Source organism: Micromonospora sp. URMC 103, from assembly GCF_051386435.1.
Classification (GTDB): domain Bacteria; phylum Actinomycetota; class Actinomycetes; order Mycobacteriales; family Micromonosporaceae; genus Micromonospora.
Window position 1 is genome coordinate 15,365 of the sequence record NZ_JBPQTR010000003.1, and the last position, 21,656, is coordinate 37,020.

The window sequence follows — 21,656 nt, forward strand, 5'->3', positions numbered from 1 at the left end:
GTTCCCTGATATGAAGTCACTTCATATTCATGTCGAGGAGCGTGTATGGCCGGCACCGCACCGCCCGCCGTCCCGTGGTCCAACTGGGCCGGCAACCAGCAGGGCTCCGCAACCACCATCCTGCGCCCCCGATCGACCCCGGAGGTCGCCGAGGCCGTCCGGACCGCCCGGGCGGCCGGCGGCCGGCTCCGGGTGGCCGGCAGCGGGCACTCCTTCACGGCGATCGCCCTCGCCGACGACTCGCGGATGGACCTCGCGCGGCTCGACACCGGGGTACGGGTGGACGCCGAACGACGGCTGGTCACCGTGCCCGCGGGGATGACCCTGCACGCCCTCAACGACCTGCTGGCCGGGCACGGGCTCGCCCTGCCCAACCTCGGCGACATCGACGCCCAGACCGTCGCCGGGGCGATCTCCACCGGCACCCACGGCACCGGAGCGGGGTACGGCTGCCTCGCCACCTTCGTGGCGGCGCTGACCCTCGTCACCGGCACCGGCGAGGTGCTGCACTGCTCGGCCGAGGAACACCCGGACGTCTTCGCCGCCGCCCGGGTCTCGCTCGGGGCGCTCGGCGTGCTGGTCGACGTGACGCTGCGGTGCGTGGACGCGTTCGTGCTGCACGCGCACGAGCGCCCGGCCCCGCTCGACGCCGTGCTGGCCGAACTGCCCGACCTGATCGGGGCCCACGACCACGTCGAGTTCTACTGGTTCCCGTACACGGCGCGGGTGCAGGTCAAGACCAACGACCGGGTGCCCGCCGACGACCGGCCGCTGTCGCGGCTGCGCGGGTGGCTGGACGACGAGTTCCTCGCCAACACCGTCTTCGCGGGGGCCTGCCGGCTCGGTCGGGCCGTGCCGGCGCTCGCGCCCACGATCAGCGCGGTGTCCGCGCGGGCGCTCACCGAACGCCGCTACACCGGCCGCTCCGACACGGTCTTCTGCACGCCACGCCGCGTCCGCTTCGTCGAGATGGAGTACGGCCTGCCGCGCGCCGCGCTCGGCGAGGCGCTCGGCGCGCTCCGGAAGATCGTCGACGGCCTGCCGTTCAAGGTGCTCTTTCCGGTGGAGGTGCGGTTCACCGCGGCCGACGACATCTGGCTGTCGCACGGCTACGGCCGCGACTCGGTCTACCTGGCCGTCCACCAGTACGTCGGCATGCCGTACGAGCCGTACTTCACCGCCTTCGAGCGGGTGGCCGCCGGCCTCGGCGGGCGCCCGCACTGGGGGAAGCTGCACTGGCGGGACGCCGCCTCACTGGCACCGGCCTACCCGCGCTGGGCCGATTTCCTGGCCGTCCGGAACCGCCTGGACCCGGGCCGGGTCTTCACGAACCCCCACCTCACCGGTGTCCTCGGCGCCTGATCCCAACCCCTCGAAATTTAACGCGTTTTATACGCTTCAGAGGTTTCACGATTTCGTGAAATCGGCGTAGCGTCCCGGGTATGACTAGTGCTATCACCGTCTCCGCCCTGGTGAAGACCTTCGGCCGGGCACGGGCACTCGACGGGCTCGACCTGCGGGTCGACGCCGGCGAGGTGCACGGCTTCCTCGGCCCGAACGGCTCCGGGAAGTCCACCACCATCCGCGTCCTGCTCGGGCTGCTGCGAGCGGACTCCGGCTCGGTCGACCTGCTCGGCGGCAACCCCTGGCGGGACGCGGTGGCTCTCCACCGGCGTCTCGCGTACGTCCCGGGTGACGTGAACCTGTGGCCCAACCTGACCGGCGGGGAGGCCATCGACCTCTTCGGCTCGCTCCGGGGCGGCCTCGACCGCCGTCGCCGGGACGAGCTGATCCAGCGCTTCCAGCTCGACCCGTCCAAGCGGGCACGGACGTACTCGAAGGGAAACCGGCAGAAGGTCGCGATCGTCGCCGCCTTCGCCTCCGACGTCGAGCTCTACATCCTCGACGAGCCGACCTCGGGGCTGGACCCGCTCATGGAGGCGGCCTTCCAGGAGTGCGTACGCGAGGTGAAGCGGCAGGGCCGGACGGTGCTGCTCTCCAGCCACATCTTCTCGGAGGTCGAGGCGCTCTGCGACCGGGTCAGCATCATCCGCCAGGGCCGGACGGTGGAGAGCGGCACCCTCGCCGAACTGCGCCACCTGACCCGCACCTCGGTCTCGGTCGAGACCACGCTCCCCGTCACCGGGCTCGCGGACCTGACCGGCGTGCACGACGTCGACGTGGCGGGCACCCACGCGACCTTCGCCGTGGACACCGCCGAGCTGAACCGCGCGCTGGCGTACCTCACCCAGTTCGACGTGCGCGCGCTCTCCAGCGCCCCGCCGTCGCTGGAAGAGATCTTCCTTCGCCACTACGGCGACGAGCTGGCGGGAGTGGCGTCATGAGCGACGCCTTCACCGGCACCGGCCGGCTCGCCCGTCTCGCGCTGCGACGTGACCGGGTGCAGCTCCCGGTCTGGATCCTCAGCACCGTCGTGCTCGGCGCCTTCGCCCGCTCGGCGCTCGACAAGCAGTACCCGACGGAGACCGACCGGCTCGCGGTCCTGCGTGTCGCCGTCGACACGCCCGCGGTGCTGATGTTCCGGGCCGCGCCCACCGGCACCAGCAGCGGCGAGATGACGGCGTTCGGGATCCTGGCGTTCCTCGCGATGCTCGCCGGTTTCATGAGCACGCTCGCCGTCATCCGGCACACGCGGCAGAACGAGGAGACCGGCCGCGCCGAGATGGTCGGCGCGACCGCCGTGGGCCGGCACGCCAGCCTGACGGCCGCCCTCGTCGTCGTGGTCGGCGCCAATCTGGTGCTCGGCGTCCTGGTCGGGTTCGCCCTTCTCGGCTACGGCGAACCCGCCGCGGGCTCCTTCGCGGCCGGCGCGGGCGTCGGCGCCGCCGGGGTCGCCTTCGCGGCGATCGCGGCCGTCGCCGCCCAGCTCACCCAGAGCGCGCGCGCCGCCAACGGGATCGCCGCCACCGCCGTCGGCGCCGGCTACCTGATCCGTGGCCTCGCCGACGCGTTCGGCGACGTCCACCCGGACGGCTACACGATGACCAGCGCCTGGCCCTCCTGGCTCTCGCCGATCGGCTGGACCATGCAGATGCGGCCCTTCGCCGCGGACGGCAACCGGTGGTGGGTCCTCGCGCTCCCCGTCGCGCTCCTCGTCGTCGCGGTGACGGCAGCCTTCGCCCTGGCCGGGCAGCGCGACGTCGGGATGGGCCTGCTGGCGGACCGCCCTGGCCCGAGCCGAGCGTCCTCGGCGCTGCTCGGCCCGCTCGGTCTGGCCTGGCGGCTGCAACGCGGCACGGTGCTCGGCTGGGCGGTCGCCATCGGTGTGTTCGGCCTCATCCTCGGCTCGATGGCCAACGCGGTCGACGACCTGGTGGCCGAGAACAGCGGCGTCACGGGCACGCTCAACGACCTCGCCGGCGGCGGCGGGCACGCCCTCATGGACACGTTCTTCGGCGCGATGATGGCGACCATCGGCGCGATGGTGGCCGGCTACCTGGTGCAGGCGCTCATGCGGCCGCGCGCCGAGGAGGCGGGCACCCGCGCCGAGGCGGTGCTGGCCACCGCGACCGGCCGACTGACCTGGCTCGGCAGCCACGTGGCGGTCGCCACCGCCGGCGCCGTGGGGATGCTCGGCCTCGCCGCGGTCTCGATGGCGCTCGTGTACGGGCTGAGCGTCCACGATCTCGGCGGCCAGCTCGCGCACCTGGCCGGAACGGCGTACCTGCAACTGCCGGCCGTGCTGGTCCTGGCCGGGCTCGCCGTGGCGCTCTTCGGGCTCGTGCCGCGGTTCGCCGTGGGGCTGACCTGGTTCGGCTTCGCCCTGAGCTTCGTGCTCGGCCCGTACGGGGCGCTGCTCGGCGTGCCCGAGGCCGTGCGCGACGTCTCGCCCTTCAGCCACATCCCGGCGGTTCCGGCCGACGCCACGGGAACGCCGCTCGTGGTCATGTCCGGCGTCGCCCTCGCGCTCGGCGTGGCGGGCCTGGCCCTGTTCCGCCGACGTAACCTCGCCCCGTGACGCTAGGGGCGATCCCCACTCGCGGCGCGACCGGCTCTCCGCCGGCCGCGCCGCTGGTCGTCCGGCCGGGCGCCGGGCGTGGGGTCCCGGGAGCGCCACCGGGCACGACCACCGGAAACTAGGGAAAGATAGGCAGATGCAACGCGCAGGCCACCGCGACGAGGAAGCCGTACGGCGCTTCGTCGAGCACTTCGCTCTCACCTTCAGCGACATGGGGGTCCCCCGGATGCCTGCGCGGGTGCTCGCGGCGCTGATGGTCGCCGACGAACCCGGGCTCACCGCGGCGCAGATCAGCGAGTGGCTCGGGGTCAGCCCGGCCGCCGTCTCCGGGGCGGTGCGCTACCTGATCCACGTCGGCATGGCGGTACGCGAGCCGGCTCCCGGCTCCCGCCGGGACCTCTACAAGGCGGCCGAGTCCAGCACGTACACCTCGATGATCCGCAGCGGGATCTACAAGCGGTTCGCCGACATCGTGGACGAGGGTGTAATGGCGGTCGGCGACGAGACGTCACCGGCCGGCGCGCGCCTCGCCGAGATGCGGGACTTCTTCCTCTTCGTCCAGGACGAGATGAGCGCCGCCGCCGACCGGTGGGAGGGCATGCGCGCCGAGCGGCAGCGGCAGCAGCCGGAGGGCTGAGCCGCCGGCCGGGCGGGGAGCGCCGGCCGGACGGCGCCGACCGCCGCGCCCCGCTCGACGGGCTACTCCGTGGCGGACGTGGCCTTACGGGGGGCGGCCTTCTTCGCGGGCGTGGCCTTGGCCGTCGTGGCCTTCTTGGCAGCCGTCGACTTGGTCGCCGCCGCCGTCTTCTTCGCGGCCGTCGACTTGGCGGCCGTGGACTTCGCGGCCGTCTTCTTCGCCGGGGCGGCCTTCTTCGTGGCCTTCTTGCGCGGCGCCGGCCCCTTCGCCCGCTTCTCGGCGAGCATCTCGGAGGCCTCCTCGATGCTCAGCGCCTCCGGGGTCTGGCCTCGCCGCAGCGACGCGTTGGTCTCCCCGTCCGTCACGTACGGACCGAACCGCCCGTCCTTGATCACCAGCGGCTTCTCGGTCACCGGGTCGACGCCCAGCTCCCGCAGCGGCGGTGCGGCCGCCCGCCGCTGGCGGGTCTTCGGGGCCGCCAGCAGGGCCAGCGCCTCGTCCAGCGTGACGGTGAACATCTTGTCTTCCGAGTCCAGCGAGCGGAACTCGTCACCGCGCTTGACGTACGGGCCGTAGCGGCCGTTGTTGGCGAACACCTCGACCCCGTCCGGGGCCACGCCCACGAGCCGGGGCAGGGTGAGCAGCTGCAACGCCTGCTCGAGGGTGAGGCTGTCCGGCGTCTGCGAGCGCAGCAGCGACGACTTACGCTCGCCGCTCGACACGTACGGGCCGAAGCGGCCGGACTTGAGCAGGATCGGCTCGCCGGTGGCCGGGTCATCGCCGAGCTTGCGCTCGCCACCGCCGCCGAGGAACAGCTCGTGCACCTTCTCCGGGGTCAGCTCGTCGGGCGCCAGCCCCTCGGGGATCGGTGCCCGGTCGCCCTGCGCGGCGCCCTCCTCGCCCTCGCCGGACGGCGCGGGCTGCTCGCCCGGCAGCGCCCGCTGCAGGTACGGGCCGTAGCGGCCCACCCGGACCACGACCTCGCGGCCGTCGTCGTCGGTGAAGAGCGGGATCGAGTTGACGCTGCGCGCGTCGATCTCGCTGAGGTTCTCGGTGACCAGCTTCTTGAGCCCGCCGGCGTGCGCGATGGCCTGGTCGCCGGTGCCGTTGGCGCTGCCGAAGTAGAAGGAGGTGAGGAAGTCGACGGCCGCGTGGTCGCCGCCGGCGATCTCGTCCAGCTCGTTCTCCATGCTGGCCGTGAAGTCGTAGTCGATGAGGCGCGGGTAGTGCCGCTCCATGAGCCCGATCACCGCGAACGCGAGGAAGGTCGGGATCATGGCCTGGCCGCGCTTGTTGACGTACCCGCGGTCCTGGATCGTCTGCATGATCGACGCGTACGTCGACGGGCGGCCGATGCCCAGCTCCTCCAGCGCCTTGACGAGCGACGCCTCCGTGTACCGGGCGGGCGGCTGGGTGTGGTGCCCCTGCGCGGCCAGCTCCTCGGCCGTCAGCGGCTGGTCCTTCACGAGGGTGGGCAGGCGGCGCTCGGCGTCCTCGGCCTCGGCGTTCTCGTCGTCGCTGGACTCGACGTACGCCCTCAGGAAGCCGGGATCGGTGATCGTCTTGCCGGTGGCCCCGAAGTCGACCTCCTCCCCGGTGCTGGAGAGCGCGCGGATGCGCACCGAGACGCTGGAGCCGACCGCGTCGGTCATCTGCGAGGCGATGGTGCGCCGCCAGATCAGCTCGTAGAGCTTGAACTCCTCGGCCGACAGCTCCTTGGCCACGTCGCCGGGGGTGCGGAAGTTGTCGCCCGCCGGGCGGATCGCCTCGTGCGCCTCCTGCGCGTTCTTCACCTTGCCCGTGTAGCGGCGCGGCTCCGGCGGGACGCTGCGCTCGCCGTACAGCTCGACGATCTGGCGGCGGGCCGCCGCGATGGCGGTCTCCGACAGGTTCACCGAGTCGGTACGCATATAGGTGATGTAGCCGTTCTCGTAGAGCCGCTGCGCCGTGCGCATCGTCTGCTGCGACGAGAACCGCAGCTTGCGGGCCGCCTCCTGCTGGAGGGTGGAGGTGATGAACGGCGCGTACGGGCGCCGGCGGTAGGGCTTCTCCTCGACCCGGGTGACGGTGAACGGCCGCCCCTCGAGGCGGGCGGCGAGCCCCCGGGCCCCGCTCTCGTCGAGGTGGACCACCCCGGCGCCCGGCCGGACGCGACCGGTGGTCGGCTCGAAGTCCTTGCCCGTGGCGATCCGGTCGCCGTTCAGGGCGACGAGCGTGGCGTGGAAGGTGCGCGGCCCCTCGCCGGCGTTCCCCACGGCCAGCGTGGCGAGGATGTCCCAGTACTCCGCGGTGCGGAAGGCCATCCGCTGCCGCTCCCGCTCCACGACGATCCGGGTGGCCACGGACTGGACCCGGCCCGCCGAGAGCTTCGGCATGACCTTCTTCCACAGCACGGGCGAGACCTCGTAGCCGTAGAGCCGGTCGAGGATGCGTCGGGCCTCTTGGGCGTCGACCAGGTCGCGGTCGATCTCGCGGGGGTTGGCCACCGCCGCCTGGATGGCCGGCTTGGTGATCTCGTGGAAGACCATCCGCTTGACCGGCACCTTGGGCTTGAGCGTCTCCACGAGGTGCCAGGCGATCGCCTCGCCCTCGCGGTCCTCGTCCGTCGCCAGGAAGATCTCGTCGACCTCCTTGGCCAGCTTGGTCAGCTTGCTGATCTGCTGCCGGCGGTCGGCGGAGACCACGTAGAGGGCGTGGAAGCCGTTGTCGACGTCCACCCCGAGCCGCGCCCACGGCTCACCCTTGTACTTGGCCGGCACATCGGCGGCGTTGCGCGGGAGGTCCCGGACGTGGCCGAAGCTCGCCTCCACGACGTACCCCGGGCCGAGGTAGCCCGAGATCGTCTTGGCCTTCGCCGGTGACTCGACGATGACCAGACGGGTGGTTCCCGCGTTGCTCGGCACGTCTCTCCCTGACCTCACTCCTGCTCGCGACCGGCTCGGCCCGTTTCGGGCGATGATCGACCCGCCCGGACCCGGGCGGCCCGGATGTCCAACGTAACGCGCCGTCCGCGTTTCGGGTTTCGCGGGCGGCAAACCACCCCGGCAGTGGGTGGATCTGCCGGTCGGCGCCACCGTACACCGTGGGTAGGGCCCGTAGCGGGCCACTGTGATGATGGCGGACCCACGGCCGAGGCCCCGACTGCCCTTTTTCTGCCGGTATAGTCCCCGCGGTTGTCCGCCACCGGACAGCGGCCGGGTGACCCCGGGCGACGGCGTCAGGGCCGCTCGGGCCAGGCCGACGCCGGGGCGGCGGGCGGACGGTCTCCCACCAGCTCCGCGAGGCGGCGCAGCCGCCGCCGCCCGCTGATCAGGTACGCGGGCCCGCCGGCCGGCGGGTCGAGCAGCTCGCCGGCGACGCCGACGGCCGCGAGCGCGGCGCCGACCGGCTCCCAGCACCCCTCGTCCGCCACGCCCAGCCGAAGCAGGAACCCGGGCGGTTCGGCCGCCCCGGCCGCCGCGAGCCACAACCGCAGCCGCCGGCCGTTGAGGTGGAACCCGGCCGGGGGCCGCTTTTCCGCCCCGCGCAGCCACGCCGCCGCGAGCGGCTTCAAGGTCCGGGCGTACGACGTGCGCACCGCGTGCCGCTCGTCCTCGGTCGGCTCCCAGCTCGCCGCGAGCCCCCGCTGGGCCAGCTCGGCCACCAGGACGTGCACCCGCCAGGCGGCGTCCACCACGACCGAGATCCGGGCCGTACCGCCCATCCGGACCACCTCGCCCGGACCGGCGAGCAGCCCGGCGAGGTCGGCCAGCGTCGGCTCGGCCGTCTCCGCGCCGAAGAAGACCAGTTGCCGGCCGGCCTCGTCGGCGGCTTCGGGCGGGGCCGGCCCGCCGCCCGGGCTCGCGGGATCGCCCGCGGAGTTACCGCCGGCTCCCGGCCGGGTCGACACGCGGCGGCCCGCCGCGGTCGACGGGGCCGGGTCGGGCACCGGAAAGAGCGCCGGAAGCGTCTGCTCTCCCGGCGGCTCGCCGAGCCCGTTCAGCGGCACTCGGGCACCTCGTCGAAGGCGCGTTTCAGCTCCTCGGAGTTGAGCCGGCCGGTGTCGAGCGCGCTGGCGTCGTACTCCTTGTTCAGCGTGTCCACGGCGGCGCGGACCCCGTCGTAGAAGGCGGTGGCCTCGCCGGTGTCCAACCCCTCGATGGTGTCGCGGGCCCGGCCGTACGCGTCCCGCATCTTCTCCAGCGAGGTGCGGAAGCCGGAGGAGATCTCCTCGCCGTGGTCGGTCTCCGGGACGCCGGCCTCCGCCACCTTGCGCCGGGCCGTCTCGCTGGCCTCCTCGGCGCCGCCGAAGAGGCGCACCAGGTTCTCCTTGGCCTGCGCCGGAGTCGTCCGCGCGGTCATCTGCTGGTCGGTGCTGCTGGTCAACCTGCTGATCTCCGTACGCCAGGGTGCGAGCGCCGCGCACACCGAGGCCGCCCACGCCCGCGGGCTGGGACCGCCGCAGGCGCTCAGGACCAGGACGAGCGTGGCCAGGACCACCGTGAGCTTTCCGGCGGCAGTCGCCCGGCACGTACGCATGCGTTGCAGCGTACGGCCTCCGCGGAACGCTGGCACCGCTCAGGTTTGCCGACGGCGGGGCCCCGGCCGGCGACGGACGCCGACCGGGGCCCCGGTGCGGTACGGGTCAGGCCGGCACGGTCTCCGGCCGCTGGTCGGCGCTGCCCGAACCGGTGCCGTCGCCGGCGCCCGAGTCGGACATCGCCACACCCTTGCGCTTGCTGAACAGCACCGCCACGACGACGACCAGCGCCGCCACCAGCGCGATGGTGATCCGCAGCCCGGTGTTCTTGTCGCTGCCGATGCTCCAGGCCACCACGGCCGGCGCGATCAGGAGCGAGACCAGGTTCATTACCTTGATCAGCGGGTTGATCGCCGGGCCGGCCGTGTCCTTGAACGGGTCGCCCACGGTGTCGCCGATGACGGTCGCCGCGTGCGCCTCGGAGCCCTTGCCGCCGTACGCGCCGTCCTCGACCAGCTTCTTCGCGTTGTCCCAGGCGCCGCCCGAGTTCGCGAGGAAGACGGCCATCAGCGTGCCGGCGCCGATCGCACCGGCCAGGTACGCGGCGAGCGCGCCCGGGCCGAGGCCGAAGCCGACCGCGATCGGGGCCATGATGGCCAGCAGGCCCGGGGTCATGAGCTCGCGCTGGGCGTCCCGGGTGCAGATGTCGACGACCTTGCCGTACTCCGGCCGCTGCGTGCGGTCCATGATGCCGGGCAGCTCACGGAACTGCCGGCGGACCTCCATGACGACCGCGCCCGCCGAGCGGGACACCGCGTTGATGGCCAGCCCCGAGAAGAGGAAGACCACCGCCGCGCCGACGATCAGGCCGACGAGGTTCCGCGGGTTCGCCACGTTCAGCGAGTTGAGGATCTCGGCGCCGACGTCGCTCACCCCGGCGTCCGCGTACGCGGTGCGCAGCGTGTCGGTGTACGAGCCGAACAGCGCGGTCGCCGCGAGCACCGCCGTGGCGATCGCGATGCCCTTGGTGATCGCCTTGGTGGTGTTGCCCACGGCGTCCAGCTCGGTCAGCGTCCGCGCGCCGTGCTCGTCGATGTCGCCGGACATCTCGGCCACACCCTGGGCGTTGTCGGAGATCGGGCCGAACGTGTCCATGGCCACGATCACGCCGACCGTCGTGAGCAGGCCGGTCCCGGCCAGCGCCACGGCGAAGAGCGACAGGGTGATCGAGCTGCCACCGAGCAGGAACGCGCCGAACACGCCGGCGCCGATCAGCAGCGCCGAGTAGACGGCCGACTCCAGGCCGATGCTGATGCCGGCGAGGATGACGGTGGCCGGCCCGGTCTGCGAGCTCTTGCCGATGTCCTGCACCGGGCGCCGGTTCGTCTCGGTGAAGTACCCGGTCAGCGCCTGGATGGCGGCGGCCAGCACGATGCCGATGACGACCGCGCCGATGGCCACGACCCGCGGGTTCTCGCTCACGTCGGTCAGGCCGCCCTCCAGCTCGGCGAAGCTCGCCGGCAGGTACGCGTACGTGGCGACGGCCACCAGGACGGCGGAGAGCAGCGCGGAGATGTAGAAGGCGCGGTTGATGGCGGTCAGGCCGGAGCGGTCCGAGGCGCGCAGCCGGGTGATGAAGACGCCGATGATCGCGACGAGCACACCGATCGTGGAGATGATCAGCGGGAAGACCAGGCCCTCCTCGCCGAAGGCGGCGCGGCCGAGGATCAGCGCCGCGACCAGCGTCACCGCGTACGACTCGAAGAGGTCGGCGGCCATGCCGGCGCAGTCGCCCACGTTGTCGCCCACGTTGTCGGCGATCGTGGCGGCGTTGCGCGGGTCGTCCTCGGGGATCCCCTGCTCGACCTTGCCGACCAGGTCGGCGCCGACGTCGGCGGCCTTGGTGAAGATGCCGCCGCCGACCCGCATGAACATGGCGAGCAGCGCGGCGCCGAAGCCGAAGCCCTCCAGCACCGTCGGGGCGTCGCCGCGGAAGATGACGACGACGAGCGCGGCGCCGAGGAGGCCGAGGCCCACGGTGAGGAAGCCGACGACGCCACCGGTGCGGAAGGCGATCCTCATGGCCGACTCCCGGCCGCCCTCCCGCTCCCGCGCGGCGGCCGCCACCCGCAGGTTGGCCCGGGTGGCCAGCCACATGCCGGCGCCACCGATGAACGCGCTGAACAGCGCGCCGACCACGAAGAAGGCCGACCGGCCGATCTTCACGGCGGTCTCGCTGCCGTCGGTGTCATGCACCGGCAGCAGGAAGAGCAGTACCACGGCGATGACGACGAAGATCGCCAGGGTGCGGAACTGCCGGAGCAGGTAGGCCGAGGCGCCCTCCTGGACCGCCCCGGAGATCTCCTGCATGGTCGCGGTGCCCTTGCCGGCCGCCAGGACCGCCCTCGTGAGGGCGGCGGCGAAGACGAGCGCCACCAGCGCGATGACCGCGGCGATGACGACGTACGTGACATTGGCTCCGGTAAGGGAAAGCCCGCCGCCCTCGGCGGCCAAGGTCTCGGACATCTGTGTCCTCCTGTACCGAACACGCGCCCGGCCGGTGGAGACGCACCGGCCGGCGCCTGGATGCGGACTCGCAAGCGCCCGCCCAGCCCACCCCAGCGGACCAGCGATGAACACCCGTTCCCGCTGGCTGCGGGATGGATCACTTGCTGACAACCCGGGTACTGTAGCCCTCCGCAGTGTTCGAGGTCACACCGAGGGTGCACCCCGTCTCGATGATCTTCGTCGCTGTGTTATGAACCGAAATCTGATATAGGGCCGGGTCCATGTCGAACAGGCCGCGTCCCAGCGGGAACGCGGCCTGTGTGGAGGGTGCGGGGTCAGCGGCCGACCGGCCACACCATCCGCACCTCGGTGCCGATGCCCTCGTCGACCGGGCGCACCTGGAGGTCCTCGACGAAGCCGGCGAGCAGGGCGAAACCCACACCGGTGGTGAGCGCCTCGTCGGTGAGCGACTCGTCGGCCAGTTCGTCCGGCGGCAGCGCGGCGAGGCCGATGCCCGCCTCGATGGGCGCGCGGTCGACGACCCGGACGGCGTACTGCCCCGAGTCGGACATCTCCACGAGCACCGGGTCGTGCAACCCGTACTGGCGGTGCAGGGCGACCGCCCGGGTGCACGCCTCGCCGATGGCCAGCCGCACCTCGTCGAGCAGGTCCTCCCGGACGCCGGCGCGCCGCGCGACCGCGACGCCGACCAGCCGCGCCGTGCGCACGTGCACGGGGGCCGGGGAGAAGGAGAGCCGGACCGTGGCCATCATGCGCCGGCGCCGGTCGAGTCGGCGCCCACCGCCGCGTCGACCGTGGGGTGCAGCGGGAAGACCTGGTCGAGCGCCGTGATCCGGAAGATCTTGAGCAGCGGCTCCTTGTCGCAGACCAGCGCGAACGAGCCACCCGCCGAGCGGAGCCGCTTCAGCGCGCCGACCAGCACGCCCAGGCCGGTGGAGTCGAGGAAGTCCACCCGGCCGAGGTCGACCACCACGTGCCGAGCCCCGCCGTCGATCAACTCGAGGAGCCGTTCCCGCAGACGGGGGGCGGTGTAGACGTCCACCTCACCGCCGACCTCGAGCACCGTGTGCTCCCCCACGGTGCGCGTCGCCAGCGACAGCTCCATCGGTCCTCCTCGCAAGAGCCGTAAACTCTCCTGGGCATCTAACCACTACCGCCGGGAGACGCCGAGGTCACCGGCGAAGCCTCCCCCATACCCCAGGCCCCGGCTTTTCATCTCCGAACACCAGTGCGAGAGTGCAGGACGTGACTGACGACGGCGTGAACTCGGCGCGCCTGGCGCCGCGCGCCCCGGAGCCGTCGTCCGCCGTCGCCGTGTCCGCCGGCCCCGGACGCCCGCCGGCCGACCTGCTGGGCCGGCTGCGCGCCCGCGCCGACGCCGACCCGGTCACCCACGTCGAGCGGGTGCCGGCCCGCGCGGGAGTGCCGGCGCCCTGGCCGCAGTGGGCCCCCGAGGAGCTGCGGGCGGCGTTCGCGCGGCGTGGCGTGGCCGCCCCGTGGCGGCACCAGGCCGAGGCGGCCAGCCTGGCGTACGACGGCCAGCACGTCGTCGTGGCCACCGGCACCGCGTCCGGCAAGTCCCTCGCGTACCAGCTTCCGGCGCTCGCGACCCTGCTCACCGACCCCCGGGCCACCGTGCTCTACCTGGCGCCCACCAAGGCGCTCGCCGCCGACCAGTTACGCGCCGTCGCCGAGCTGGACCTCGAGGGGGTCCGCCCCGCCACCTACGACGGGGACACCCCACGCGCCGAGCGGGAGTGGATCCGCCGGCACTCCCGGTTCGTGCTCACCAACCCCGACATGCTCCACCACGGCATCCTGCCCGGACACGCCCAGTGGTCGGGCTTCCTGCGCCGGCTCGCGTACGTCGTCGTCGACGAGGTTCACACCTACCGCGGGGTGTTCGGCTCCCACGTGGCGCACGTGCTGCGCCGCCTGCGCCGGCAGTGCGCCCGCTACGGCCGTACGCCCGTCTTCGTGCTGGCATCCGCCACCTCCGGCGACCCGGCGGCGGCCGCCGGGCGGCTCACCGGCCTGCCGGTGGCCGCCGTGACCGAGGACACGTCCCCGCGCGGCGGGGTGACGTTCGCGCTGTGGGAGCCCCCGCTGCTGCCCTCGGCCGACACGTCGTCCGACGCCGCCGACCTCGCGCCGGTCCGCCGGTCGGCCCTGCGCGAGACCGCCGACCTGCTGGCCGACACGGTGGCCGCGGGCGTACGCACCCTGGCGTTCGTCCGGTCCCGCCGGGGCGCCGAGGTGGTGGCGGCGAATGCCCGGCGGGCACTCGACGAGGCGGTGCCCGGGCTGGGCGAACGGGTGGCCGCGTACCGCGCCGGCTACCTGCGCGAGGAACGGCGGGAGCTTGAACGCGCGCTGCTGCACGGCGACCTGCTCGGCCTCGCCTCGACCAACGCGCTGGAGCTGGGTGTCGACCTCGTGGGCCTCGACGCCGTGCTGATCTGCGGCTACCCCGGCACCCGGGCGTCGCTCTGGCAGCAGGCCGGCCGGGCCGGGCGCTCCGGCCAGGAGGCCCTCGCCGTCCTCGTGGCCCGGGACGACCCGCTGGACACCTACCTCGTGCACCACCCGGAGGCGGTCTTCGGGCGGCCCGTCGAGGCGACCGTGCTCGACCCGGCCAACCCGTACGTGCTCGCGCCGCAGCTCGCCTGCGCCGCCGTCGAAGCGCCGCTCACCCCGGCCGACCTGGAACTCTTCGGCGACGGGTCCAAGGAGGCGGTCGAGGAACTGGTGGCCGCCGGCGCCCTCCGGCAGCGGCCGACCGGCTGGTACTGGCGGCACCGGGAACGCCCCGAGGTGGACCTGCGGGGCGAGGGTGGCGCGCCGGTCTGCGTGGTGGAGGCGGCCACCGGCCGGCTGCTCGGCACCGTCGACGGCGGCTCGTCGCACTTCCTGCTGCACCCCGGCGCCGTCTACCTGCACCAGGGCGTCTCGTACGTGGTGGACGACCTGGACCTGGCCGACGGGTGCGCGCTGGTGCACGCCGAGGAGCCGGACTGGTCCACCCACGCGCGAGACGTCACCAACGTGTCGGTGGTGTCGGTGCGCTCGTACGTCGACGCCGGGCCGGTCGGGATGTTCCTCGGCGAGGTGGACGTCACCAGCCAGGTTGTCTCGTACCAGCGGCGGCGGATCGCCACCGGCGAGGTCATCGACACCCGGCCGCTGGACCTGCCGGCCCGCGAACTGCGGACGGTGGCCGTGTGGTTCACGCTGTCCCCCGAGTCGCTGGCCGGTGCCGGGGTGGAGGCGGCGGACGTGCCGGGCGGGCTGCACGCGGCCGAGCACGCGGCCATCGGGCTGCTGCCGCTCATCGCCACCTGCGACCGGTGGGACATCGGCGGGCTCTCCACCGCCCTGCACCCGGACACCGAGGCGCCCACCGTGTTCGTCTACGACGGCCACCCGGGCGGGGCCGGCTTCGCCGAGCGCGCGTACGGCACGGCGCCGACGTGGCTGCGGGCCACCCGGGACGCGATCGCCGAGTGCGGCTGCGAGACCGGCTGCCCGTCCTGCGTGCAGTCCCCGAAGTGCGGCAACGGCAACAACCCGCTGTCGAAGGCGGACGCGATCCGGGCTCTCGACGTGGTGCTGGCGAACCTGCCCGCCTGAGGTCGCCGACCGTTCCGGCCGTTCCGGACGGGGTGGGCGGTGGCGGTGGCGCTGGCGCTCGCCTCAAGATCCGCGCAACATCCCGGAAAGTGCTGCCTCCCGCGCCCGGGAGACAGCAACTTCCCGGAAACAGCGCGGATCTTGCGCGGCGGGCCGGGCGGGCGGACGGCATCCGATGTGTTGTGCAACACTCCGGCGCGCACCCATCCTGAGGAGAACACATGCAGCTCGACACCTTGCAGGCCCAGCAGCGATTCCACATCCGCCAGCGGATCCGGATGATGGTCAACCAGTACGAGGTCCACTCCGTGGCGCCGGACGGCTCCGAGGGCGAACTGCTGGCGTTCGCCCAGCAGAAGCGGCTCGCCTTCAAGGAGCAGGTCACCATCTACACGGACGACTCGAAGCAGCAGCCGCTGCTCGGCTTCAAGGCCCGCCAGCGCCTCGACCTCGGCGCCACGTACGACGTGACCGACGCCGCCGGCAACCCGATCGGCCTGTTCCGCAAGGACTTCGCGCAGTCGCTGCTGCGGTCCACCTGGCACGTGGAGCAGAACGGCCTGCCGCAGGTCACCGGTCAGGAGCGCAGCCTCCCCGTGGCCCTGCTGCGCCGCTTCGTCGACTCCCTCTCCTGGCTGCCGTACCACTTCGACTTCACGGCCGGCGGCCAGCCGGTGTTCTCGGTCGTCAAGAAGTGGGGCCTGCGCGACCGCTACGTGGTGGAGATCCAGCACCCGCAGATCGACCGCCGGCTCGTCATCGCAATGGCCGTCGGGCTCGACGCCCTCCAGGCCCGCTGACCCACCGCCCGGGACGCCGACCACCGGCCGGCGTCCCGGACCGTGCCGACCTCGGCACACGCCGCACGCCCGGTCGGCGCCGGGGCCCGGGGCAGGCAAGTCCCCATCCCGGACCGTGCCGACCACGGCACACGCCGCACGCCCGGCCGGCGCCGGGGCCCGGGGCAGGCAAGTCCCCATCCCGGACCGTGCCGACCTCGGCACGCGCCGCACGCCAGGCCGGCGCCGGGGGCCCGGGGCAGGCGAGTCCCGAGTGGTCGTGTGCGTATCTCCACCGCCCGGCGCCGGATCCCGAACCCGCGTCGCACCCGTCCCTCAACCACGCACCGGCCCGGCGCGGGCGGTGGCGCTGGCGGCGCGGGTCAGGCCCGGAAGCGGAGTGACCGTCACCTCCGCCGTCACGAGCACGTCGAGTCCGTCGAGCCGGCAGGCCAGCGCCCGCCCGCCGTTGTGGCGGACGAACTCCGCCGCCGCGGCGCAGGCGGCCTCGACGCCCTGCGGCGCGCGTCCCGCGCCGGCGAGCGCGCCGAAATCCGCGGCCACCAGGGCCTGCTGCCGGGCCGTCCGCGCGGCGCCCAGGCCGGCGCCGAGGACCCCGACCACCACGAAGACCAGCCCCACGGCGAGCAGACAGAGGTGGCGCCACCGCGGTCAGCGCGGCCCTGCGTTGCGCCGCCGTGGACGGCCGACGGCCAGTTCCGGAACAGTGGAGGACGCTCGGGCCGGCTTCGGGGCGCAGGCCGGCGGGGGCCGCCGCGATCGCGTCCGCGCGGTGGGCAACGGCTCATCGCGGACCCAGCGGCGCGGCGGACCCGATCGCGGGCACAGCCGAGCCAGGCCCGACCGCAGGCACAGCCGAGTCAGGCCCGACCCCGGGCACAGCGGAACCAGGCCCGACCGCGGGCACAGCGAAGCCGCGCTCGACCGCAGGCACAGCGGAACCAGGCCCGACCGCAGGCACAGCGGCGCCGGGCTCGATGGCGGCGACGGCGGTCGCCAGCACGGTGATCCGGGGCAGTCGCGCGCCGAGAGCTCGGACCGGTGCGCGGACCGTCACCTCCACCTGCTCGTCGCCGGTCGAGATGCTGACCTCCGCTCCGGGTGGGGCCACGCGGGCGGCGGCGGACACCCCTTCCTCACCCCGAGAGGCGGCGAGCGCCGCCTCCCGGGCCGCGTGCAGGCAACCCGCCGGGGTCGTCACCGCGTTGACCGCGGTCAGCCCGGCGAGTAAGAGCAGCAGCAGCGCCGGCAGGCCGGCCGCCAACTCGGCGGTGAACGAGCCCCGGTCGCGGCCGGCCAGCCGGCGCCGGATCACTTGAGCGCCCGGTCGATGACGGCGGTCAGCGCGGACTGGACGTTGCCGGACGTCAGGACCTTCAGCAGGATGCCCGCGAAGGCGACCGCCGCGAGTGTGCCGACGGCGTACTCCGCGGTGTTCATCCCAGCGTCCCCGCGCAGGCGGGCGCGAAGCTTGCGCACGATGTCGTACCCCTTCCTCGATGGTTGTTCACAGCACGTCGCTCCAGGACGGCGACGATCACCGGCACCAGGCCGGCGAGAATGAAGGCCGGCAGGAAGCAGAGCCCCAACGGCAGGACGATGAGGACACCCGCCCGGCGGGCCGACGCCTCGGCGGCCGTGGCGCGGTCGGCCCGCAGGTCGTCGGCGAGCCGGGTGAGCGCCCCGGCCAGCGCCGCCCCGCTGTTCGACGACCGGTACGCGGCAGCGGCCAGCCGCTCCGCGCCCGGCACCCCGTCGAGCGCCGACCAGGCCTCCTCGGGGCCGCCCCCGAGCAGCAGCGTGCGACCGACCCGCCCGAGCCGGACGGCGAGCGGACCGTCGAGCGCGTCGGCCACCGCGAGCACCGACCGGTCCACGGGCGCGCCCGCCCGCAGAGCCGCGGCCAGCAGGTCGGCGGCGAGCGGCAGGTCGGCCGCCTCCCGAAGGCGGCGCGCACGGACGGCCGGTGGTTCGAGCCGCCGGAGCAGCCGGTCGAGGAGCAGCGCCGTGGGCACCGCGCCGAGCGGGCCGAGCCATCCACCCGCCACGACGGCCACCGCCACGCCACCCAGCGCCGCCGCGAAACGGATCGCGTCGGGCCGGCCGAGCCAGCCGGGCCCTGCCTTCGCGACCCGGCCCGGTGGGCCGCCCGGAACGGGTGGTCGATCCCGAGCGTCGGCCGCGACCCGGCCCTGCCCCCACCGGCCGCCGGCACCGAGCGCGTGCAGCCGACGCGACGGCCGGCGTGCGGTCACCACGGCGAGGAGTGCCGCCGCGACCAGGAGGCCGGCGGCCAGCGCGGCGGGGTACATCAGGCGACCCGCCCGGGTGCGGCGCTGAGCCGTTCGGCCCAGAGCAGCCCCATCATCTGCAGGGCAACGGCGAGCACGGCGCACACCCCGCCGACCGGGGTGTGCAGGAGCACGCGTACCGGGTCGACGCCGATGCCGTAGCCGAGCCCGATGCCGCCGAGCGGCAGCGCCCCGAGCAGCCACGCGGTGGCCCGCGCCCCCGCGGCCTGCGCCGTCGCCGCAGCCAGCCCCCGATCGGACGCCCGGGCATCGGCCTCGATGCGCTCGACCAGGTCGGCCAGGGGCGCTCCGGTGCGATGGGCGAGGCGTACGGCCGCCGCCACGAGGCGGTCGAGCCGGTCCTCGTCACCGTCGTCGGCTGCCAGGGCTGGCACCGGCAGCCCGGCCCGGAGATCGGCCGCGAACCCGCAGAGCTGGTCGAGCCGACGCCGCCGCGCCTGCTCGGCTCGCCGTGTCACCCGCCACCGGATCGCCGCGCGGACGCCCAGCACCCCGTACGACGCGAGGGCCACGGCCCCGACCGGGCCGGCCACCAGCCCGCCCAGCACGACGCCGGCGAGACCGGCCAGGAGCAGGGTTCGCCTCGGCGCACGGGCCGACGACGCGACCCAGGCGGAACGGCGGGATCTCGCCGTCCCCGCCGCTTCGGTCGAGGTGGGGGGCCGGACCGGGGAACCTTCCGGAGGCGTACCGCCGAGGCCGGACGGACCCCGGCCATCGCGACGACCCGGCGTCGGTGAGAGCCGGCCAGCGCAGACCCTCGAGCTGCTCCCACCCGAGGACCAGGTCGAGCCCGCCGCCGAGCGGGTCGGCGTCGACGAGCAGGGTGCGCAGCCGGGCCCGCGCCGCCGAGACGGCCAGTCCACCGGCCAGGATGCTCGCCCCCGCGCCGCCCCGGCCGCCGAGGACCGCGACGATCCGGGCGTCCGGCCCGACCGGCCGGTCGGTGCCGTGCTCGGCGAAGCGGTCGACCAGCCACGGCTCGGCAGCCGGCAGGGTGGCCACGTGGGCGGCGCCGATCAGCTCGGCGACCTGCCAGCCGGGGTCGAGTTGGTCGGAGTGCCCGACCAGCACGAGCCGCGGACGGTGCGGCAGCCGGGCGCGCAGGCAGGGCTGGGCCTGGTCGACGCCGACCAGGACCAGGGGCGCGGGCAGCCAGCGGGTGCGGGCCGCCGCGGGGTCGGGCGCGAGCTCCACCTCGGCGCCGCCGGCGGCGGCGAGCCGGAGCAGGTCGTCGACGAGGTCACCGTCGCCGGTGACGACCAGCGGGTGCCGGACGGGCGACGGGACGGAGGTACGGGGTGGCATCGCGGCCTCCAGCGGTCGGTCTCGGGGTGCTGACGGAGACCCTGCTCGCGCCTCGCACCGCCTGACCGCCCCGCCACCGCGATCTGTGGAAAACCCCGCCGCCTGTGGAAAACGCCCGCCGCGCCGGTCGACCTGCTATGCGCTAGCCCGCGAATGCCACATTGTCTGCGACCGACTCCCGGAGGTCACCAGACGTAAGGAATGAGGCGAGCACGGCCCGCTGCGAAGTCCCGGTAGCGGTTACCAAGCTCGGCGATCAGGGCTCGCTCCTCGATCCGAAGTCGATAGACGAGAGCGATCGAGATCACGACCACCGCGGCAGCCGCGCTGACCCAGTTCCCCAACATCAGGCCGCACCCGGCGAACGCGAGCAGCAGGCCGGTGTAACTCGGGTGCCGCAGCACGCGGTACGGACCGCTATCCACGACGGGCTGGTCTTCGCTGGTCTTCACCACGACGGTGAAGTACTTTCCCAAGCTCGCGAAGGACCACCAACGCAGCAGTAGGCCGAGCCACCCGATCCCCGCCCCGAGCGCGAACAGCCACGGGCTGCCGACCGTGGCGCCGGGTGTGACAGCTCGTCCGGCAGGCAGCAGCAGGATTCCACCGACGAACATCGCCCGGAACAGGAACTCCGCACGCAGATCGACACGGGTCGCGTCGCGCCGTACGCGGAACGCCTGCGAAACCTCACCCACCACGAAGGCGCCGACGCTCGCGCCCAGGACGATGCGAGCCCAGGCCGAGTGTTCCCCATACGAGGCGAGCACACGACGATTGTGGCCTGGTTCCGGTGCTGACGGCTATGCCACTGCCCGGCTTTCTCCTGGCCCCGCTGCGCCAGCCGCAAGCCGCCGCCGGCGAGCCGGACCCCCGCGCACTCGTCTTCCTGGACCGGGTCGGCCGTCCGCTGCGACGGGTCAAACTCCGGCGTGGGGTCTGGGCTGGCTGCCGTCGCTCGTCCGGGAAGGTCTGCTCGCCATCTGGTTGGGTCACCGACGGTGTTCCGATCAACCTGGTGCGACGGGTCATCAGGCCATCGCCAGGGCTATGAGGCCGGCCGGTCCCAGGTTCGCGGCCAGCAGCCGGTTTGCTCTCGCACGCCAGCTGTCGCCGTAGTCGCCCGGCGTGAACGCCTCCCAGGCCAGGAAGGCGATGTCGGCGAGGCCGCGGCTTCCGCGCCAGTACGCGAGGTGGAGCGGGTTCATCGTCACCGGCCCGTATCCCTGGAAGAACCAGTCTCGTTCTCGGTCGCCGATGTGCTCGTCGCCGTAGGTGCCGCCGAGGACGAACATCAGGTCGTGTTCGGGCGTTGACAGCGCTGCGTCGTCCCAGTCGATGAGCCACATCCGGCCGGGCGCTGCCAAGACGTTGCCCAGGTGTGGATCGGTGTGGCACACGGTTGACGGCGTCACCGCCGGCGCCAGCGACTCCACCCGGTCCGCGACCGCCGCGATGCGCTGTGCGTGGTCCATCCAGATTTGCCTGGTCTGGGCGGCAATGGCATCGGGCGGTGGCGAGGCGTGGAGCAGCGCTTCGGTCGCCCGGGTCGCCGCCAGGTCCTTGTCGTGGCCGGCGACGGGCAGCACGGCCGCCAGTTCCGGCGTGACCGGCAGCGAGTGCGTCGCGGCAAGCAACTCTCCAAACTCGCGCCACTGGGCCTCATCCAGGCCGCCGTCCAGGCCGTTGCGGTCACCAACCCATGGCGTGACCGACAGGCGGCGTCCGTCCCGCTCGGAGCAGAGGCGACCGTCCCGCGTGCGGACCGGCGCGGCCACCGCTCGCAGTCCCCGATCGGCTAATGCGGTCGGCACCACGAGTCCAGCGGCGCTGCCACCGGCGGACCACTTGATCGCGTACGCAGCTGTTTCCGTGCGTCCCAGAAGGTTCTGCGCTGCCCGATCCACCCCGCCGTTGATCACTTCGACGGTAGTCAGGTGGATACCGAAGTCCTCGGCAACGTGGTCGATCACGACGGGGATGGTAGCGCCGACCGTTCCCA

The 21,656-nt window shown here is 73.6% G+C and carries 16 protein-coding genes and 4 pseudogenes; 6 read left to right on the plus strand and 14 right to left on the minus strand.

Annotated features, from left to right (window positions below; all coding sequences use genetic code 11):
* The first annotated feature begins 45 nt into the window (after nt 1–45).
* The 4 genes from ACSNOA_RS00465 to ACSNOA_RS00480 all read left to right on the plus strand — a co-directional run bounded on the left by ACSNOA_RS00465 (nt 46) and on the right by ACSNOA_RS00480 (nt 4,616).
* Nucleotides 46–1,362, plus strand: a complete 1,317-nt coding sequence (locus ACSNOA_RS00465; protein ID WP_436655060.1) for a D-arabinono-1,4-lactone oxidase — start codon at nt 46–48, stop codon at nt 1,360–1,362.
* A gap of 80 nt (nt 1,363–1,442) precedes the next feature.
* A complete protein-coding gene (locus tag ACSNOA_RS00470) occupies nt 1,443–2,345 on the plus strand; it encodes an ABC transporter ATP-binding protein (protein WP_436655062.1) in 903 nt (300 codons plus the stop codon).
* Entirely contained in the window at nt 2,342–3,979 is a 1,638-nt protein-coding gene (locus tag ACSNOA_RS00475) for an ABC transporter permease (protein ID WP_436655065.1), read from the plus strand. The genes ACSNOA_RS00470 and ACSNOA_RS00475 overlap by 4 nt, the downstream gene beginning before the upstream one ends.
* Before the next feature lie 136 nt (nt 3,980–4,115).
* Entirely contained in the window at nt 4,116–4,616 is a 501-nt protein-coding gene (locus ACSNOA_RS00480; RefSeq protein ID WP_436655067.1) for a GbsR/MarR family transcriptional regulator, read from the plus strand.
* Between the two features lie 62 nt (nt 4,617–4,678).
* Here ACSNOA_RS00480 and topA read toward each other — a convergent pair whose 3' ends face one another.
* The 6 genes from topA to ACSNOA_RS00510 all read right to left on the minus strand — a co-directional run bounded on the left by topA (nt 4,679) and on the right by ACSNOA_RS00510 (nt 12,709).
* Nucleotides 4,679–7,519 carry a type I DNA topoisomerase gene (gene topA, locus ACSNOA_RS00485; protein ID WP_436655070.1) on the minus strand — a complete coding sequence of 947 codons (2,841 nt, stop codon included), beginning with the start codon at nt 7,517–7,519 and terminating at the stop codon, nt 4,679–4,681.
* A 314-nt stretch (nt 7,520–7,833) separates the two neighbouring features.
* Nucleotides 7,834–8,604, minus strand: a complete 771-nt coding sequence (locus ACSNOA_RS00490; RefSeq protein ID WP_436655072.1) for a hypothetical protein — start codon at nt 8,602–8,604, stop codon at nt 7,834–7,836.
* On the minus strand, nt 8,595–9,134 hold the full coding sequence (locus ACSNOA_RS00495; protein ID WP_436655074.1) for a hypothetical protein: 540 nt from the start codon (nt 9,132–9,134) through the stop codon (nt 8,595–8,597). Before ACSNOA_RS00495 ends, ACSNOA_RS00490 begins: the two co-directional genes overlap by 10 nt.
* A gap of 106 nt (nt 9,135–9,240) precedes the next feature.
* A complete protein-coding gene (locus ACSNOA_RS00500) occupies nt 9,241–11,601 on the minus strand; it encodes a sodium-translocating pyrophosphatase (RefSeq protein ID WP_436655076.1) in 2,361 nt (786 codons plus the stop codon).
* Nucleotides 11,602–11,918: 317 nt separating this feature from the next.
* On the minus strand, nt 11,919–12,356 hold the full coding sequence (locus ACSNOA_RS00505) for an ATP-binding protein (RefSeq protein WP_436655078.1): 438 nt from the start codon (nt 12,354–12,356) through the stop codon (nt 11,919–11,921).
* Nucleotides 12,353–12,709 (minus strand): STAS domain-containing protein, encoded by a 357-nt coding sequence (locus ACSNOA_RS00510; protein ID WP_436655080.1) that lies wholly within the window; start codon nt 12,707–12,709, stop codon nt 12,353–12,355. Before ACSNOA_RS00510 ends, ACSNOA_RS00505 begins: the two co-directional genes overlap by 4 nt.
* A gap of 170 nt (nt 12,710–12,879) precedes the next feature.
* On the opposite strand from ACSNOA_RS00510, the gene ACSNOA_RS00515 reads away from it, so the two are divergent.
* Nucleotides 12,880–15,234, plus strand: coding sequence for a DEAD/DEAH box helicase (locus ACSNOA_RS00515; RefSeq protein ID WP_436656156.1), 2,355 nt, complete (start codon nt 12,880–12,882; stop codon nt 15,232–15,234).
* 221 nt (nt 15,235–15,455) lie between these two features.
* Nucleotides 15,456–16,034, plus strand: coding sequence for a hypothetical protein (locus ACSNOA_RS00520; RefSeq protein WP_436655082.1), 579 nt, complete (start codon nt 15,456–15,458; stop codon nt 16,032–16,034).
* A 315-nt stretch (nt 16,035–16,349) separates the two neighbouring features.
* Here the strand turns inward: ACSNOA_RS00520 and ACSNOA_RS00525 are convergent.
* The 8 genes and pseudogenes from ACSNOA_RS00525 to ACSNOA_RS00560 form a co-directional block, all read right to left on the minus strand.
* Nucleotides 16,350–16,741 (minus strand): annotated as a pseudogene (locus ACSNOA_RS00525) (Rv3654c family TadE-like protein).
* A gap of 233 nt (nt 16,742–16,974) precedes the next feature.
* Nucleotides 16,975–17,346: pseudogene (locus tag ACSNOA_RS00530) on the minus strand (TadE family type IV pilus minor pilin); the annotation flags it as partial.
* Nucleotides 17,346–17,474: a DUF4244 domain-containing protein gene (locus ACSNOA_RS00535; RefSeq protein ID WP_208418639.1), complete on the minus strand. Its 129-nt coding sequence runs from the start codon at nt 17,472–17,474 to the stop codon at nt 17,346–17,348. The gene ACSNOA_RS00535 and the pseudogene ACSNOA_RS00530, both read right to left, overlap by 1 nt.
* A gap of 83 nt (nt 17,475–17,557) precedes the next feature.
* A pseudogene (locus ACSNOA_RS00540) lies at nt 17,558–18,346 on the minus strand (type II secretion system F family protein); the annotation flags it as partial.
* Nucleotides 18,346–18,720, minus strand: coding sequence for a hypothetical protein (locus ACSNOA_RS00545; protein WP_436655085.1), 375 nt, complete (start codon nt 18,718–18,720; stop codon nt 18,346–18,348). The gene ACSNOA_RS00545 and the pseudogene ACSNOA_RS00540, both read right to left, overlap by 1 nt.
* Nucleotides 18,721–19,075: 355 nt before the next feature.
* Nucleotides 19,076–19,654: pseudogene (gene ssd / locus ACSNOA_RS00550) on the minus strand (septum site-determining protein Ssd); the annotation flags it as partial.
* 185 nt (nt 19,655–19,839) lie between these two features.
* Nucleotides 19,840–20,424 (minus strand): methyltransferase family protein, encoded by a 585-nt coding sequence (locus ACSNOA_RS00555; RefSeq protein WP_436655087.1) that lies wholly within the window; start codon nt 20,422–20,424, stop codon nt 19,840–19,842.
* Nucleotides 20,425–20,685: 261 nt separating this feature from the next.
* Nucleotides 20,686–21,627: a phosphotransferase enzyme family protein gene (locus ACSNOA_RS00560; protein WP_436655089.1), complete on the minus strand. Its 942-nt coding sequence runs from the start codon at nt 21,625–21,627 to the stop codon at nt 20,686–20,688.
* Nucleotides 21,628–21,656: the final 29 nt, after the last annotated feature.

Coding starts and splice junctions, on each gene's coding strand:
- ACSNOA_RS00470 (WP_436655062.1), top strand. CDS start 1,443: ATGACTAGTGCTATCACCGTCTCCGCCCTGGTGAAGACCTTCGGCCGG.
- ACSNOA_RS00495 (WP_436655074.1), bottom strand. CDS start 9,134: ATGCGTACGTGCCGGGCGACTGCCGCCGGAAAGCTCACGGTGGTCCTG.
- ACSNOA_RS00520 (WP_436655082.1), top strand. CDS start 15,456: ATGCAGCTCGACACCTTGCAGGCCCAGCAGCGATTCCACATCCGCCAG.
- ACSNOA_RS00465 (WP_436655060.1), top strand. CDS start 46: ATGGCCGGCACCGCACCGCCCGCCGTCCCGTGGTCCAACTGGGCCGGC.
- ACSNOA_RS00500 (WP_436655076.1), bottom strand. CDS start 11,601: ATGTCCGAGACCTTGGCCGCCGAGGGCGGCGGGCTTTCCCTTACCGGA.
- ACSNOA_RS00505 (WP_436655078.1), bottom strand. CDS start 12,356: ATGATGGCCACGGTCCGGCTCTCCTTCTCCCCGGCCCCCGTGCACGTG.
- ACSNOA_RS00535 (WP_208418639.1), bottom strand. CDS start 17,474: ATGAACACCGCGGAGTACGCCGTCGGCACACTCGCGGCGGTCGCCTTC.
- ACSNOA_RS00475 (WP_436655065.1), top strand. CDS start 2,342: ATGAGCGACGCCTTCACCGGCACCGGCCGGCTCGCCCGTCTCGCGCTG.
- ACSNOA_RS00510 (WP_436655080.1), bottom strand. CDS start 12,709: ATGGAGCTGTCGCTGGCGACGCGCACCGTGGGGGAGCACACGGTGCTC.
- ACSNOA_RS00480 (WP_436655067.1), top strand. CDS start 4,116: ATGCAACGCGCAGGCCACCGCGACGAGGAAGCCGTACGGCGCTTCGTC.